Genomic DNA, 15972 nt, shown 5'->3' with positions numbered 1-15972 from the left:
CTTAACCATAAAACTAATGGCGATGGAAAGGATAAGAAACAAAACTGCTTGGTATGGCACGCTGGGCCTAATGGTGTGTCTGGTGCTGGTGGCTGTGGCTGTTTTCAGCTTTCAGGCAAAACAGAAACCAAGACAGCAGCCCCTTAACGTCATCTTCATTCTGAGTGATGATCACCGGTATGACTTTATGGGTTTCATGAACAAAGTGCCGGGGCTGCAAACCCCGCACATGGACCGTATGGCCCGGGAAGGGGCGCATCTACAGAACGCCTTTGTGACCACTTCTCTCTGTTCGCCCAGCCGGGCCTCCATCCTCACGGGGCAGTACGCCCATACCCATACCATCGTCGATAACAATGCCCCCTTACCCGAAGGGCTGACTTTCTTTCCGCAGTACCTCCAAAAGCAGGGATACCAGACCGGCTTTTTCGGGAAGTGGCACATGGGCAACGTGGACGATATGCCGCAGCCCGGCTTCGACCAGTGGGTCAGTTTTAAGGGACAGGGTGTTTACTACGATCCGGTCTTCAACATCAACGGCAAATCGGTGCAGCAAGCCAAGGGCAGCTATACCACTGATCTGCTTACCGACTATACCTTGGAGTGGCTCAGCAAGCGGGATAAAAAGAAACCTTTCTTTGCCTACCTCTCCCATAAAGGCGTGCATGCCGAGTTCCAACCTGCCAGACGACACGAAGGCAAGTACAAAAACATGCCCATCATCAGTCCGCCCTCCATGTACCTGACCGCCACTGACTCCAGCAAGGTATACGGCCAGAGGCAGGAACCCACGGGGCCGGTCAATACCCGCGATATACCGGAGTGGGTACGCCGGCAGCGCTGGAGCTGGCATGGGGTAGACGGCATGTATGACGGCGACATCAAGTTCGATGACTTTTACCGGCGGTACAACGAAACGCTGATGAGCGTGGACGAAAGCATAGGCCGTGTGCTGGACTGGCTTAAAAAGGAGGGACTCGACAAAAACACCGTTGTCATTTACATGGGTGACAATGGCTTTATGTTCGGGGAGCACGGCCTCATCGACAAACGCCACATGTACGAGCCCTCTATCCGGGTGCCTCTGTTGGTGCGCGGTCCGGCGGTAATCAAACCGGGTACTAAAGTGCCGCAGATGGTCATGAACATCGACATTGCGCCTACTATTATGGAAATGGCCGGTTTGCCGACTCCCGAAAACATGCAGGGCAAATCGTTTCTGCCGATACTGAAAGGGCAGCCTATACCTGACTGGCGCGACAAGGTGTATTATGAATACTATTGGGAATGGGCCTTCCCGCAGACGCCCACCATATTCGGGGCACGCACCGATCAGTATAAGTACATTTTCAACCATGGCGTGTGGGACATCAACGAACTTTACGACATCAAGGCAGACCCCGAGGAAATGAACAACCTCATCCGGGACCCGAAATACCAGGACGTGGCGATGCAACTGAAAAAAGATATGTGGAACTGGCTGGAGGCCACCGGAGGAATGCAAATCCCGCTTAAGGGCACCGACAGCAAACGCATTGACCATCTATACAGAGGCACCTATTGAGCATGCAAAAGTACCTGATCACCCTTTTTATAGGTATGATTTTCTTTTATGCGTGTCAGCAAAAAAAGGAAGACAATGCGCATGAAACTGCCGCGGCTATACCTGACGCTTCCTGCCATGGCAATATCCCCACCCGACCATCCGGAAAAGGCCCTGCGCAAAGGTATGCTGCGGCAGCGGATGTCTCGCACAAGAACATGGTGTGGATTGAAGGAGGCGAGTTTTGGATGGGCGCAGCCGATCGCGAAGGTCGGCCGGACGAATACCCGCAGCATCAGGTAAAGGTAAACGGTTTCTGGATGGACGCTACCGAAGTAACCAATGCCCAGTTCGCCGCCTTTGTGGAAGCGACCGGCTATGTGACGACCGCGGAGCGCGCACCGGACTGGGAAGAACTGCGGAAGCAGGTGCCGCCTGGTACGCCCAAGCCCCATGATAGTTTGCTGGTGGCCGCTTCGCTGGTTTTTGTAGTCCCGGCTCAACCTGTCTCCCTGCATAACGTGTCACGGTGGTGGTCCTGGCGGAAGGGTGCCAATTGGCGTCAGCCACAGGGACCGGGAAGCAGCATTGCAGGCAAAGAAAATCATCCGGTCGTGCAGGTGTCGTGGGAGGATGCGGCCGCTTATGCCCGATGGGCAGGCAAGCGGTTGCCAACCGAAGCAGAGTGGGAATATGCCGCACGGGGTGGCCAGCAACGTGAGCCCCACCCCTGGGGCGATGAGGATGTGGAGCAAGGCAAACCCAAAGCCAATACCTGGCAGGGAGAATTTCCGGTTAACGATATCGGCTGGGACAGGTATAGCGGGCTGGCACCCGTCAGGTCTTTCGCTCCCAATGCCTTTGGCTTATATGATATGGCCGGAAACGTTTGGGAGTGGTGCGCTGACAGGTATGGGCCTTATCCCCAATCACCGCTTGCAGGCAGTAGCCAGGCACAACCCTCGATGCAGCGACAGGTAGAGGAGCGGGTGCTAAGAGGAGGGTCCTATTTGTGCCACGCTTCTTACTGCAAAGGATACCGGGTAACGGCCCGCATGCATGCCTTTCCTGATACCAGCCTGGAGCATACCGGCTTTCGCTGTGCAACTTCTGAATGAAATTCAGCTAAACTACTCACAGTGATTAGTTAGGTCTCGACCGGCTAAATCGGATAGAATGACATCCTTGTTTAGCCTAATTTATAAATACTACCTACCTGCTGAGCATCTATAGCGAAAAGCTTATTTTAAAAATTACTATAATAAATAGAATAAAAATCAGCTTACTTTCGTAAAAAGTTCTGAATCAAGGCTTAATCATACTTCAACCTAAAATTCAGCACATGATGAAATCCGTTTTTTATGAAAATCTTATAAAATATGGGGCTTGGCTGCTGTTGCTGTCCATCTGGTCTTGCAGTCAGCAAGCCACTCCGACTGCTTCGGACACCGGCACAGCAACTGCCGAGACGAGCAACCCCGCCGTGGAGAACTCTTATCAGATACCGGTGGATTACTACACCCTCGACAATGGCCTGAAAGTCGTGCTCTCACCTGACAAGACAGCCCCATTGGTGACGGTAGCCGTGTACTATAACATCGGTTTTCGAATAGAGCCAAAGGACCGCACGGGTTTTGCACACCTGTTTGAGCACATGATGTTTCAGGGCTCCGAGAATCTGGGCAAGATGGAGTTCATACAGTTGGTACAGAAGAACGGTGGCATCCTGAACGGCAGTACCCGCTTCGACTTCACCAACTATTTTGAGATCGTGCCGGCGCACAAGCTGGAGACCATGCTCTGGGCGGAGGCTGACCGCATGAAAGGACTCAATATCACGCAGGAGAACCTGACCAACCAGCAGGGGGTGGTGAAAAATGAGGTGAAGGTGAATGTGCTCAACCAGCCCTACGGTGGTTTCCCTTGGCTGGACATGCCGCAGTACGCCAACAAAAACTGGTACAACGCCCACAACTTCTATGGCGACCTGGAGGATTTGGACGCTGCCAGCCTCGAGGATGTAAAGTCTTTCTTTGACACTTTTTACTCGCCCAACAATGCGGTGGTGGTCGTGGTCGGCGACTTTGAATCGGAGCAGGCGAAGGCCTGGATGCAGCAGTACTTTGGCAGCATACCGTCCGGCAACTTGCCCGAACCCGCTAACCTGACCGAGCCGCGCCAGGAAAAGGAGCAGCGCTTCACCAAAGACGATAAGCTGGCTACCCGTCCGGCGCTGGCCTTCGCCTACCATATGCCCGAGCGCAACTCCCCCGAGTACTATGCCATGGGCCTGCTGGATCAGATTCTGCTGCAGGGCAATGACAGTCGTTTGTACCAGGCGCTGGTGCAGGAGCGGGGCTACACCGGGTCTGTGGATGGGGGGATCAACGCTTTCCTGGGGAACATGTTCAACTATAACGGCCCCATGCTCTGGATGGGCAGCCTGATCCATGATAAGGACGTGGCAGCTGATTCAATTGTAAACGTGCTGGATATGGAAATACAGAAGCTGCAGCAGGAAGGTATAAGCCAGGAGCTCATGGAACTGGCCATCGTTAAAATGCGCTCGTCACTTTACGATCAGCTGAGCCAGATGTCCGGTTTCGGGAGGGCCGACCTGCTGGCATCTTTCGCTCTTTTCGACAACGACCCGGCTCGTATCAACCAACTCGAGGCTGAGTTCAGGAAAGTGACCCCGGAATTGCTTCAAAAGACGATCAGGGAGTACCTACGCCCAACGAACCGTACTGTTTTACTTGTAAACCCACAGGCAAAAAGCTAATCTGTTATGAACAAAAAGATATTTAAACTAGCACTTGGCGTGTTGCTGACCCTACAGGCCGGTATAGCCACTGCCCAAAAGCAAGCCCCCCCATCAGGAGGAGACCCAAAGGATTTTAAATTGCCAGCCAAGCAGCAGTTCGATTTGCCAAATGGCCTGACCGCCACCATGGTGCCTTACGGGGAAGTGCCCAAAGTAACGGTGAGCATGGTTGTGGAGGTAGGCAACGTGCACGAAACCGAAAATCAGAACGGGCTGGCCGATATGGTGGGCAACCTGCTGCAGGAAGGCACCGCTACCCGCAATGCCCGCCAGTTGGCGGAGGAGGTGGCCAGACTGGGCGGGTCGCTCTATGTCAGTGTTGGCCCCAACCAAACCTGGATTTCGGGTTCCGTGCTGTCGGAGTATGGCCCGGAGCTGATCGGGATTATGGCCGACCTGGTGAAGAACCCGGCCTTTCCGGAGTCGGAGCTGGCCCGGGTGAAAAATGACTTCAAGCGTCAGATGAACCTGCAGCGGCAACAGCCTGGTGCTCAGGCGCAGGAGAAGTACAGAGCGGTGCTATACCCGAATCATCCGTATGGCCGGAAATTGCCGACCGATGCCGAGATCGATCAGTATACGCTGGAGCAGTTGCGTGACTTTTACCAGAAGCAGTTCGGGGCCGACCGCACCAACGTATACGTCGCCGGTAAGTTTGATGCTGGTGCCATGAAAGAAGCCATTTCGTCTACGTTGCGCGATTGGAACAAAGGGCCGGAACCTCAAATACCGGTAGCCAAACCTGTTACCAAAGGTGACATGATCGTGGTGGACCGACCGGGGGCACCGCAGTCTACCATTGTGTTCGGCTTGCCGGTGGTAGACCCTTCGCATCCGGATTATATGGCGCTGCGTGTCACGAACTCGCTGCTGGGTGGTTCCTTCGGTTCCCGCATTACCCGCAACATCCGCGAGGACAAAGGCTATACCTACTCCCCATACAGTTCGCTCGCTGCCCGCTATAAGGTAGGGGATTGGGCACAGGTGGCCGACGTAACCACGGAGCATACCGGTAACTCGTTGCGGGAGATCGTGCGCGAGATCAGTCGGCTGGGAAAAGAGGCGCCAACCGCCGAGGAATTGGAAGGCATCAAGAACTATGAAGCAGGTTTGTTTGTGCTGCGGAATTCTTCTCCGAATGGCATTATTTCACAGCTAAGCTTCCTGGATCTGCACGGCCTGCCCGAGAGCTTCCTCACCAATCAGGTGCAGCACATCCATGCCATCACCCCGCAGCAGGTACAGCAAACTACCCAGAAATATATCCGTCCCAAAGACATGACCTTGGTCGTTGTAGGTGACCGTAAGCAAATCGATTCACAATTAAAGAAGTTTCAGTCAGAGCTGATGAAAAACCCGCTTTAGAAATTAAAGTTTATAAGCGTTATATAATAATCAGAAACAGCCGTCCTCGTGTAGGGCGGCTGTTTCTGTGTGTGCATTGGAAAGGGCAAAAAAAAGAACAGGCCCTTCGTAAAGGACCTGTTCTTCTATTGAAAAGATTAATTCTAACAATAAACTTTTCAACTTTTAGCCATCCTTTTATACGGCGCTGGCTGGCAACAGGTTATGAATTGTTAGAAAATAATTGATTTTTTTTCATCTTCTTAAGTGCTGAGAGTTGTATAAGGAACATCGCCCATGGGATTGCGTTAAAAAAAACAGTCCTGCGAGCCCCAAAGCGGTGTTAGAGCTTAATTTATTGCATAACACTATATGCTTATATACTGTTATTCGTATCTTAATCGTTAACTTGTTCGTTAATACGGGGCAGCTGAACATTTATCCAGTTCAATGGTGAAGGCTTGAAAACCTTATACCTGTTTCCGCAGTAATGCCCAATGCTTATAATACTATAACGCATGCTCCAAAAAAAGTCGATTAGCGGTACCCTCTTCCTATGGCTAGGCCTTGTCCTCGTTCTGTCCGGCTGTTATACAAAACAAAATGCCGACGAGGCGCAAGAGCCGCAAGAAACCACTTCCCCTCCAAGCGGCCCACAGGTAAGAGGCCCTGTCAGTACAACCCAAAACAGCACTCCCTCCCTTGTCAACGTAGACGTATACCTGGAGATCTCGAACGGGATGAAGGGATTCATGCCTGCCTCGGTTGCCGGCAAAGAGGCGACTGCCTTTCAGAGTCGCCTGAACAAGCTGATTTCGGAGGTGCAGGATGGCCGCTACGTGGATCAAAAAGCCTTTTACCTGGCTAAGGAGGACGCAAAAGGAAAGCCAGTGCTCGACAGCGTTTCCTACAGCACCATGAAAAGCTACATTGTGAGTGGTATTCAGGACGACGTGCGCGGTACGCCGCTGCCGGACATGCTGCGTGCCGCCTTGCAACAATCCATCGATCACGGCTCAGTCAGCGTGATCATCTCAGACTTTATACACGGTCCCAGCGATCAGGGGCAGTTTTTGTCCCTGGATTCGGACATCCGCAGTGCGTTGCGTGAGGCGGAACGGCAGGGGCTGGTGGTTGCCGTACTAGGCGACGTCTCCGCTTTCCATGGAACCTACCACCCGGCAGTGAAAAAGCCGGAAGTGCGCAGGACACTGAAAGGGGAACAAATTCCGTTCTATACCTGGGTGATCGGCAAACAGCCGGAAGTGCAGGTGGTCATCAACAAGGTATTCCGGGATTTGCCGAAGCAGCAGGCCTATTTTGGTTTCGAATACAACGCGATACCTTATTCGGCCCTACTCAAAACCGGAAGTTTCAAGCCGGCCGGAATCGTTTACTGCAGCAGCCGCAACGCCGATCCCTGCACCGCTGTCAATCTGCAGCCACAGGCAAAAGAGCCGGTGGAATTCACGGTGGGGCTGGACCTGAGTGCATTGCCAGCCAGCCTGCAGCGCATGGACTTCCTGAAGCAGCACCTCAAAGTGCTCGGAAACGGCTGCCGGGCGTCTTTGGCAAATCTGACGTTGGCTGACGAAGGTATAAAAGCCACACCGGAGCTTTCCGGCTATACCCACTTTGTGCGGGTGCGGGTGCCACAGCTCACAGCTAACACGGGTTCTGTCTACATTCAGTTGCCGCACGTATACCCAGCCTGGATCAAGTCGTGGTCAACCGAGAACGACAACAACCCGATAGCGGAGCCTGGCAGAACCTACCAGTTGACGAAAATCATGGATGGCGTGCAGGCCCTGTACCGCGACCAGAGCGACAATATTTTTAACGTAACCGTGCAATTCAATAAAGCAGACTAACCCTTATGATCCAAAACTTCTTCTCAGGGCTGTATGAGCTCTTTCTGGGCCGTCCTATACCTGCCAACTTCACCAACGACTACCGCGAAGTGGTTTTCCCCAACACCGGACTTCAGCTTTTCATCATCACCCTGGCCATTGTGCTCATCTATTATTATGTACTGAACCGCATGTTGAGCACCGGGCTGTACAAAACACAGCACTGGGTAATGTTTCTGTTGCTGAATGCGGTGATCGCTTTTATCATCCCCATTGTGCAGGTGAGCAGCAACGGTATCGAGACTCACTCCTATACCTACATGTTTGCTTTCGTGAACACGATTTACAGTCTGATTCTTTTCTTTCTTTTCTCTATTCTACTCAAAAGGGGCTCTGTGCAGGCATGGACAACCCCGATGAAGTGGCCCAATAAAAAATAATTATGGCAAAGCTTTTTGTATTCGGAATTGGTGGCACGGGCTCCCGTGTTATCCGCTCCCTGGTGATGTTGATGGCAGCCGGTGTTAAGGTTGAGAACTGTGATAAGATAGTGCCGATCATTATCGACCCGGACACGCAGAACGGCGACATGAACCGCACCGTGGAACTGCTCAAAACCTACAAGCATCTACACGACTCGCTGGGTCGCCGCGAAGACGGCTTCTTCCATACCGATATCAGTACGCTCTCCAGCATAGCCGGAGACGGAAATGCCAAGATTCGTGATAGTTTTGTGTATGACTTCGGGGGGATCAACAAACCCTTCAAAGACCATGTGGGCTACAACCAGCTCGACGTAGACAGCCAGGCCATGATCGATCTCCTTTTTACGCCGGAGAACCTGAACAATAGCCTGGATGTGGGCTTCCGTGGTAGTCCCAACGTGGGGAGCGTGGTGCTCAACGAGATCATTGATTCCCCGGAAATGCGTTTTTTTGCCTCGAACTTCCAGGCAGGCGATCGTATCTTCTTTGTGAGTTCGATCTTCGGAGGAACAGGCGCAGCTGGTTTCCCGCTTCTGCTCAAAAACTTCAAGGATTCACGCACTAGCCTGCCTAACGCAGCCAGCCTGAACACAGCACTAACTGGTGCGATGGTGGTGCTGCCATACTTCTCGCTGGAGCAACCAGCGGCAGGAGTAGAGGCCGACTTCATCGATTCGAACACTTTTACTACCAAGGCGAAAGACGCGCTGTCCTATTACCAGCACCACCTCAACGGGGTGAATGCCGTGTACTACATGGGTGATGCGCCGGACAAACCGATGGAGAATAACCCGGGCCGCGCCAGCCAGAAGAACGATGCGCACCTGGTGGAACTTCTGAGTGCCTTGGCTATCGTAGACTTTATGGACTACTCCGACAATGAACTGGAGGGGAATGAGGTATTCCATGAGTACGGTTTGCGAGAGGATGTGAGCAACGTGCAGTTCTCGCACCTCGACAGCGAAACCCGTGACCGTATCGCTACGCAGCTCATCCGTTTCCATTATTTTGAACGCTACTATACCCAGCACCTGCCAGACGATACCCAGGCGGCATATGCCAAGAGCGTGGACCTGGGCAGCGCCGTGCGCAACGATCCGGCTTTTAAGGAGCTGAATAAGTTTCTGACGAACCCGGATTTTGGTTATCAGGCCTGGCTGCGTGAACTGGGCCGTAAGGAAAGAACATTCGCAGCGCTCGACCTGAATGAGACAGACTTCAACCGCATGGTGTCTGACAAGCAGATCGAGACAGGTTTCCTGAACAAAGGAATACACCAGGGTTCTTTTGTAAAGGAACTCAACCGTGCATCCGAATCCATCTCCGACCGAGACGCTTTCAAGGCCACCATCAAAGCCTTCGAGGCTGCCACCGACAGGCTGGTGGAGGAGAAGCTGAAATACAGTTAGGATCAGGATTTATACTGATAATAGCACTCGCTCGCGTCCCGCGAGTATGCGTTATCGGGTGGCGTTACGCCACTTGTACCAATAGGTACAAACCAAGCGGCCGGAGTCCGCAAAATTGCTCACACTCGCGGGACGCGAGCGAGGGCTGGTAGCCATACTCTACAACATTCTTTAACAAAACAAACATGCCGAAAGTACTTCGACTTCATAAAACCGGATCAAACGTGGAGGGCTGGGCCAAGACCAGCCAGATCACCAGCACCGAGATCAAAGATATCACCGATGGCTCAGGAGGGAGGGCGCTTAAGATAAACGCATCCATACCGACGCCTTTCGCCCGTATGCACCTCTTCGAAACCGCCTTCGACTTTGTAAAACGTGGCGTGGGTGGCTCAGGCACGAACACGATCTACCACAAGTTTGTGACGCATTTCTGGGATTTGTGGGAGCTGCTTTATAACCACCAGAGCTATGCCCAGGCTGGTAACAAGATCGTTATTCGCCGCTGGAACAAGCACCAGCAGTTGGGGGCCATGCAGTCCAATCCGAACACCAATCTGCTGGGCCGGACGCTGGAGCTGTTCATGAACGACAGCCGATTCCAAGGTATAGAGGATATCTTCCTGATTTTCTTTGAGTCAACCGACCCCCGTGGAGAGCGACAGTTGCAGCTGATCGGCGGAACTTCGCCTTTGACTTTTCTTTTTGTGGCGCCCAATGTGCGGCCTTTAGGCATCAACCGGGCGCAGAACATCGGCACTTACTTCGATCATAACTATGTGTCGCTGGAGGACCGGGAGCGTGATTTCAAGGAGTACGTGCACAAACTGTTCGTTTCCAACCCTGCCATGATCCAAGCTTTTCCGGCGGTGTACAATGCGCTGGACGAAAACCTGCTACGCAACATCAACATGGCGGGGGCTGTGGGACAAGGCGCCATTGCCTCAGAATACCTGCAGTTAGTAGATTTCCAGCAAAACCCAGTCCATGTGGGCCATATCAATTTCTTGGTGAAAAAGGACCAGACCGCCGTGACAAGCAGCGACCTATTCATTCGTCCGACCCATACCGGTTTTGCAGGTGAACGTCCGATCGTGCTCAAGCCGGACCTGCGACTGGCCCCGAACATCAAGTATGTCAACAACCTGGCCTGGCCGGTGAATACGGTAGTTGGTTATGCGGATGAGAAACCACTGGAGAACCGTTCGCTGCCGGGCGTTGGTTTTAACTACCCATACCTGACCATCAACGACCTGCTGCAGGAAACGCTGGTGCAGGTGCCTTACGAAGTGAACACCGATCGCTTCTACAGTGGCACGGTGGTCTACCAGCCAGGCGTGACGGAGAAATACTTCAACTACCTGCTGCCGATCACGAACCTGTATTTTGATTTCTTCACAGCGCAGGACCTGGCCAATCACCTGACTTTCCATATCGATGTGAACCATGTTAGGGTGACGCTGCGCGTGCCCACCGAGAAAGGCGATGTGGTATACGAACGCAGCTATTACGACAATCCGCTCAATTCCAAAGACGCGCACGGTAACGTGATTCCGGAGAAAGGGCACATCCTCAAATCCAGGATCGGACTGGGCGTGTTCCCGTTCTTCAAGTTCACGGACGCGGCACAGTACAACGACTTCTATAAAGTGATGCTGGTGGACGAGGACATCGACCCGCTGCTGGTGAACCGCAACCATTCGCTTAGTTTCTTTGCGGGCGGCAAACAGTTGGAGGCAGGAGCCGGCATCATTTCCGCCACGGCGCACAAACGCACCAAGAAGAGCAACAGCAGCGCGGGCAGTACTTACTATGAGGTACGCGGCACGCATTTCGACTTTGCCGAATTCACCCACGCCGGCGTTGACTTCACGGGCAAGGCGCTTATCGTACCGAAGTTCCAGGAACTGCAACAAGGTATACACAACTTTACCTTTGCCGTCGACTTCGGTACATCCAATACGCACATTGCCTATACCTCCGGTCCGAACCAGGCGCCGCGTGAGTTCAATATCACGGCTAACGACCAGCAACTGGTCATGCTCAACAAGCCGTCCGACGATCCGGCCCTGACCGACTACCAGCGCTTCCATAAGCGCGGCTTCGGCCGTTTGTTCGCTGTGGAGACTTTGCTCAAGCGTGAGTTTATACCTTTGCTCATCGGGTCAGGCGACTCCCTTTACAATTTCCCGACGCGCACGGCTACCTGCGAGTCCATCGACTTCGAAAACCAGATCACCAACCTGTTTGGGAACATCAACATTGGTTTCTCCATTAACACAGAGGGGACGCACCAGGACCAGTACAGACAGACCTATCATACCGATCTGAAGTGGAGCGAAACGCTGACTAATACTGGTAAGCGTCGCATAGAGGCTTTCTTTACCGAGATCATGCTGCTTATCCGCAACAAGGTCGCCTTGAACAACGGCAACATTGCCAGCACCAAGATCGTGTGGTTTGCGCCCTTGAGCTTCGATGAGTATTCACGCAACATGTTCCAGAATGTGTGGGACACGGTGTACAACAACGTCTTTAAGAATAACAGGACCACGGTTTGCATTACTGAGTCGGTAGCGCCGTTTTACTTCCTGTCCAGAACGGGAGCCGTGGTGCCGAGCCAGGATGAGAACCTGATCAACGTAGATATCGGAGGCGGCACGACGGACGTGCTGTTGTTCACCAACCGAAAGCCTTCGCACAGCTCATCTTTCCGCTTCGCCGGCAACGATTTGTGGGGTGATGGTTTTGCAACCGTGAAGACCAGCAAGGACAACGGCCTGCTGCAGTACGGTGTGGATCATGTGCTGCGTATACCTTTGACAGAGGAAGGCCGCGAGTACCGCAAGTTCCTGGAGACGGCCCTGGATAACCCGGATTTCAACTCTGCCGACATCAGCAGCTTGCTGTTCAATTACGACAAGGAGTTGAACTACAGCCAGCAGTTATTGCAGGCCCGCCAGTTGCGACTCATGTTCTACCTGCACTTCGGTTCGCTCATGTACCACCTGGCGCAGCTCGTGCAGCAGCTGGATGTGAAAGTGCCAAGGTATATCTCCTTCAGTGGCCGCGGTAGCTTGTACATCAAGCTCCTGAGCGCAGGGAATAATCTGTCGAATGTGGAGCGCTACGCCAAAGCCATTTTCCATAAAGTGACGGGGCAGGAGCCACCGGCTAATTTCAAACTGGTGCTGGTAGACAATCCGAAGCAGGTGACGGCCAATGGCGGTGCCATGGCGTTGGAAGGCACCGACCTCAACGACCTGACCAACATTCCGATCATGCGCCCGACGGGGTCTGCTAAAATGGACGAGGCACTCACGCCGGTAACTAAAACCCAAATCACGGGCGAGTTGCGCCAGGAGGTGATGGACAATGTAATGGCTTGCCTGGAGTTACTGCTAGACGACCCGGACGTGTCGCCGCTGATGCGCTCGATGGGAGTGGAAGTAGACCCGATGAAGGTACTGGAGTTCATGCGCATGAACCTGCAGGACAGCTATACCATGATTCTGGAGGATACCGTGCGTGGCCTGACGGACCGCGAGCAGTTGCACGAGACCATGTTCTTCATGCCACTCAAACAGTCGCTCTACCTCTTGTCGAAAGAACTCTATCGTCAGCAGTCCCAGGTGAGTGCTATTTCATAATTTTAGTGTTAACGCTATACCTGCCCCGGCCACCACGTTCAACAGGAAGTGGTGGTCAGGCTTTTTAAAAGTGAATCATCTACTTCTCAAACCAACATTGAAAATTAACAGCACTGCTATATGAATACAATTTCCATTATCATCAGCCTGATCGCCTTAGTGGGTGCCGGTTTCGCATTTCTGAGAGCCAGTACTTCTCACCGGATGCTTGGCAAACGGATCGAGCAGCTGAAAGAGAAAAATACTTTATTGGAGCAAAGGCTCAGGAGGCTGGAAGGGGGCAACAGCAGGAGCAAACGACCGACAGACGAAACCAGTGAGTCTGGTCGCAGAAACAAACCGCGTCAGGAAGAGCAGGAACAGACACGTGAACCGCGCCAAAGGCAGCGCGACCGCCAGCCCCGCGAGAATCAACCGCAGGAAAGGCAGCCACGGGAAAATCAGCCGAAAGAGCGACAGCAGGATAGAAAATCTCAGCGTGAGGATGAAACGCAACCCGGCGAGCCTCGCCGCAAGAAAGAAAACAGAAGACGCAACGAACCGATGGACAGAAAAAGAAACGATGAAACCGGCCAATCTGAGCAACAGCGGCCTGCGTCAAAACCCGTTAACCTGGAAATAGTAGGAGGTGACCTGTTGGAAGAGCTGGAACAGGCAGCCTCTGGCCAGCAAACGACCACCGCTAACCAGGTTACGCAGCCTGAGCCCGAACATTCCGGTAAAAAATACGCGATCATTCCGGAGGACGGTGTCATCCGCCAGCACCAGCTCCAACAGCAGCCTGACTCCGACAGCTACATCGAAGTGGACGCCCCAACAGAAGGCAGCAACAGAACACGCTACCGCTTCAACCTGTCCGGCAACCACGCTTTTGTGATCTCACAGGGTATAGACCGGCTGGAAAATGCCTTTGCTTTCGAAAAACCATCCAACCGCATGGTGAGCCAGGTGGTGTTGCAAGGCGACGGCGTATTGTCTCGTGTGGGCAACGGCTGGAAAATAGAAGAGAAAGCACGGATCGATTTCAGATAACACACACATTCGCTATACCTAGGAGAGCACTTTTGCCCCTTGGTAGCAACACATTCACATGGAAGGTATATTTATTTTCGAGGCGATTCTCATCCTGGGCATCCTGGGCTACCAACTGTTTGTCTACAGGGGCACCCGCAGCAGGATCAGAAACATAGCGGAGCTTTTTCCTTCCGAAGACCGGCTTTCCCTCCGGGAGCATGTGCTGGAACAGCCGGAGGCGAAAACTATACCTGGCAAAAGCCCGGAAAATCTCAGGCTGGCCCTGCTCAACGGACAGCCATTCCGGGAGTACATGCCCTCCAATCCAGTGGTGAAGCGCATTGTTGCGGTAGAGGGTGATACCCTGCAGGTAGAGGCAAAGGGCGGACCTGTGCCCAGGTATACCCTCTCTTTGGAGAAGTTTGACAGGCTACTGAGTGCCGGCAATCTGCATCCGGTTTCCGGTGATCCTGAGGCGCTCGTCACTACGGCATCGTCAGGCGGCAAAGGCACGGGTACCACCGATCTGATAGAGGTACAGCAGCCTTCCGAGACTTTCAGCAAGATCATCAAAAGCACCAACCAGTACCTGCGGTGTAATAAGGGAGCGGCCGCTGACTTTAACATTCTGAAGGACGTGGCCGAGCGCTATTCCGAGGCGATGGACAATGAAGTACAGTCGACTATTGCCACCCCTTTGTATGTGGGCTTGTTGGGGACTTTTTCGGGGGTGATCATTGGTTTGTCCAGCCTGGTTTTTACCGGACTTGTGACAGCTGAAGTTCCCGAAGAAGGTATAGCCGTGGGTTCCTCTTTTATCACAGATCAGAATATTCCGAGCTTTCTTTTCGGTGTGCTCATTGCCATGACGGGTAGCTTCTTCGGCTTGTTGCTCACCCTGCTTGGCAATCATCACCTCAAGAACGCCCGCAGCACCCGCGATAGGTATCAAAACGATTACTATACCTTCCTGCAGACCAATCTGCTGCCCAAACTAAACTCCGACATGGCCGCCAGCCTGGGTAACCTCAAGTCTGTGCTCGATTCGTTCAACAAGGATTTCCTAGACAAGGTGCTTGGCTTCCGGCCCATTGTGGAGTCACTCTCTGAGAATATCCGCACGCAGAAGGAGTTCATTCACAAACTGGATGAGATCGGCTTCACGCAAATGGCCAACGCCAACTTGCAGGTGTTTGATAAGCTGAAGGAAAGCGAACAGTTGTTTCAGAATTTTATACAATACCAGGTGGCCCTCAACGAATCGGTGCAGAAGGGTGGCGAACTGACGCATAATATTGAACAGGTGCTGAGCAGGCTCACGGGCTTGCAGGAGGGCTTCGATCAGGTACCGGGTTATTTGCAAAAGCACGACGAATCCATTCAGCGGCAGGTTGAGTTTTTTGGTCGCCATGAGCAGGACCTCAACAATATTGCCGCACGGGTGGAGCAGTATTTCGATAAGGCGGCCCTAAAGCTGACCGACCTAATGGAGGCCAGGCTGCAACACCAGGAACGTGACGCCCAAAACGCCTACGAAAAATGGCAGGAACACTTCAGAAGGCTAAACGAGGACAATGTATACGATCGCATACTCGACTACATGCGCCCGTTCGAGAACCTGCAGGAGGAACAGAAAAAACTGAACAGCAACCAGCAGCAGCTCACCGGTGAGATCAGGCAGACGAACGAGCGTCTGTTGCAAAAATTAGAGGCCGATGCCCAGGTACAGCAGCAACTGCTGCGTCAGTTGCACATCCTGAACGTCAATGTGATGAAAGCCGCTGAACCTGGTCCTCTGCGGGCCGCTTTAGGAAAGTTGTTCGGCACCAGCCAAAATAACAAGAGGTAGGCGC

At 53.0% G+C, this 15972-nt stretch carries 10 protein-coding genes; all 10 read left to right on the top strand.

Annotation, left to right across the window (positions count from 1 at the left end; genetic code table 11):
- The first annotated feature begins 22 nt into the window (after positions 1-22).
- The 10 genes from H9Q13_RS04305 (at position 23) to H9Q13_RS04260 (ending at position 15968) form a co-directional block, all read left to right on the top strand.
- Positions 23-1564 (top strand): sulfatase family protein, encoded by a 1542-nt coding sequence (locus H9Q13_RS04305; protein WP_191182487.1) that lies wholly within the window; start codon positions 23-25, stop codon positions 1562-1564.
- Positions 1565-1566: 2 nt separating this feature from the next.
- Positions 1567-2661: a formylglycine-generating enzyme family protein gene (locus H9Q13_RS04300; protein ID WP_224744048.1), complete on the top strand. Its 1095-nt coding sequence runs from the start codon at positions 1567-1569 to the stop codon at positions 2659-2661.
- A gap of 224 nt (positions 2662-2885) precedes the next feature.
- Entirely contained in the window at positions 2886-4325 is a 1440-nt protein-coding gene (locus H9Q13_RS04295; protein ID WP_191182486.1) for a M16 family metallopeptidase, read from the top strand.
- 6 nt (positions 4326-4331) lie between these two features.
- Positions 4332-5732, top strand: coding sequence for a M16 family metallopeptidase (locus tag H9Q13_RS04290; RefSeq protein ID WP_191182485.1), 1401 nt, complete (start codon positions 4332-4334; stop codon positions 5730-5732).
- Positions 5733-6229: 497 nt separating this feature from the next.
- A complete protein-coding gene (locus H9Q13_RS04285) occupies positions 6230-7582 on the top strand; it encodes a hypothetical protein (protein ID WP_191182484.1) in 1353 nt (450 codons plus the stop codon).
- A 5-nt stretch (positions 7583-7587) separates the two neighbouring features.
- Complete coding sequence (locus H9Q13_RS04280) at positions 7588-8001, top strand: hypothetical protein (protein WP_191182483.1); 414 nt, start codon at positions 7588-7590, stop codon at positions 7999-8001.
- Between the two features lie 2 nt (positions 8002-8003).
- On the top strand, positions 8004-9455 hold the full coding sequence (locus H9Q13_RS04275) for a hypothetical protein (RefSeq protein ID WP_191182482.1): 1452 nt from the start codon (positions 8004-8006) through the stop codon (positions 9453-9455).
- A gap of 185 nt (positions 9456-9640) precedes the next feature.
- Positions 9641-13105: an acetate and sugar kinases/Hsc70/actin family protein gene (locus H9Q13_RS04270; RefSeq protein ID WP_191182481.1), complete on the top strand. Its 3465-nt coding sequence runs from the start codon at positions 9641-9643 to the stop codon at positions 13103-13105.
- 120 nt (positions 13106-13225) lie between these two features.
- Positions 13226-14137 (top strand): hypothetical protein, encoded by a 912-nt coding sequence (locus H9Q13_RS04265; RefSeq protein WP_191182480.1) that lies wholly within the window; start codon positions 13226-13228, stop codon positions 14135-14137.
- 58 nt (positions 14138-14195) lie between these two features.
- On the top strand, positions 14196-15968 hold the full coding sequence (locus H9Q13_RS04260) for a hypothetical protein (RefSeq protein ID WP_191182479.1): 1773 nt from the start codon (positions 14196-14198) through the stop codon (positions 15966-15968).
- Positions 15969-15972: the final 4 nt, after the last annotated feature.

The organism is Pontibacter aquaedesilientis (genome assembly GCF_014773225.1).
GTDB classification, from domain to species: Bacteria; Bacteroidota; Bacteroidia; order Cytophagales; family Hymenobacteraceae; genus Pontibacter; species Pontibacter aquaedesilientis.
This window is presented reverse-complemented; position numbering and strand designations above follow the sequence as displayed.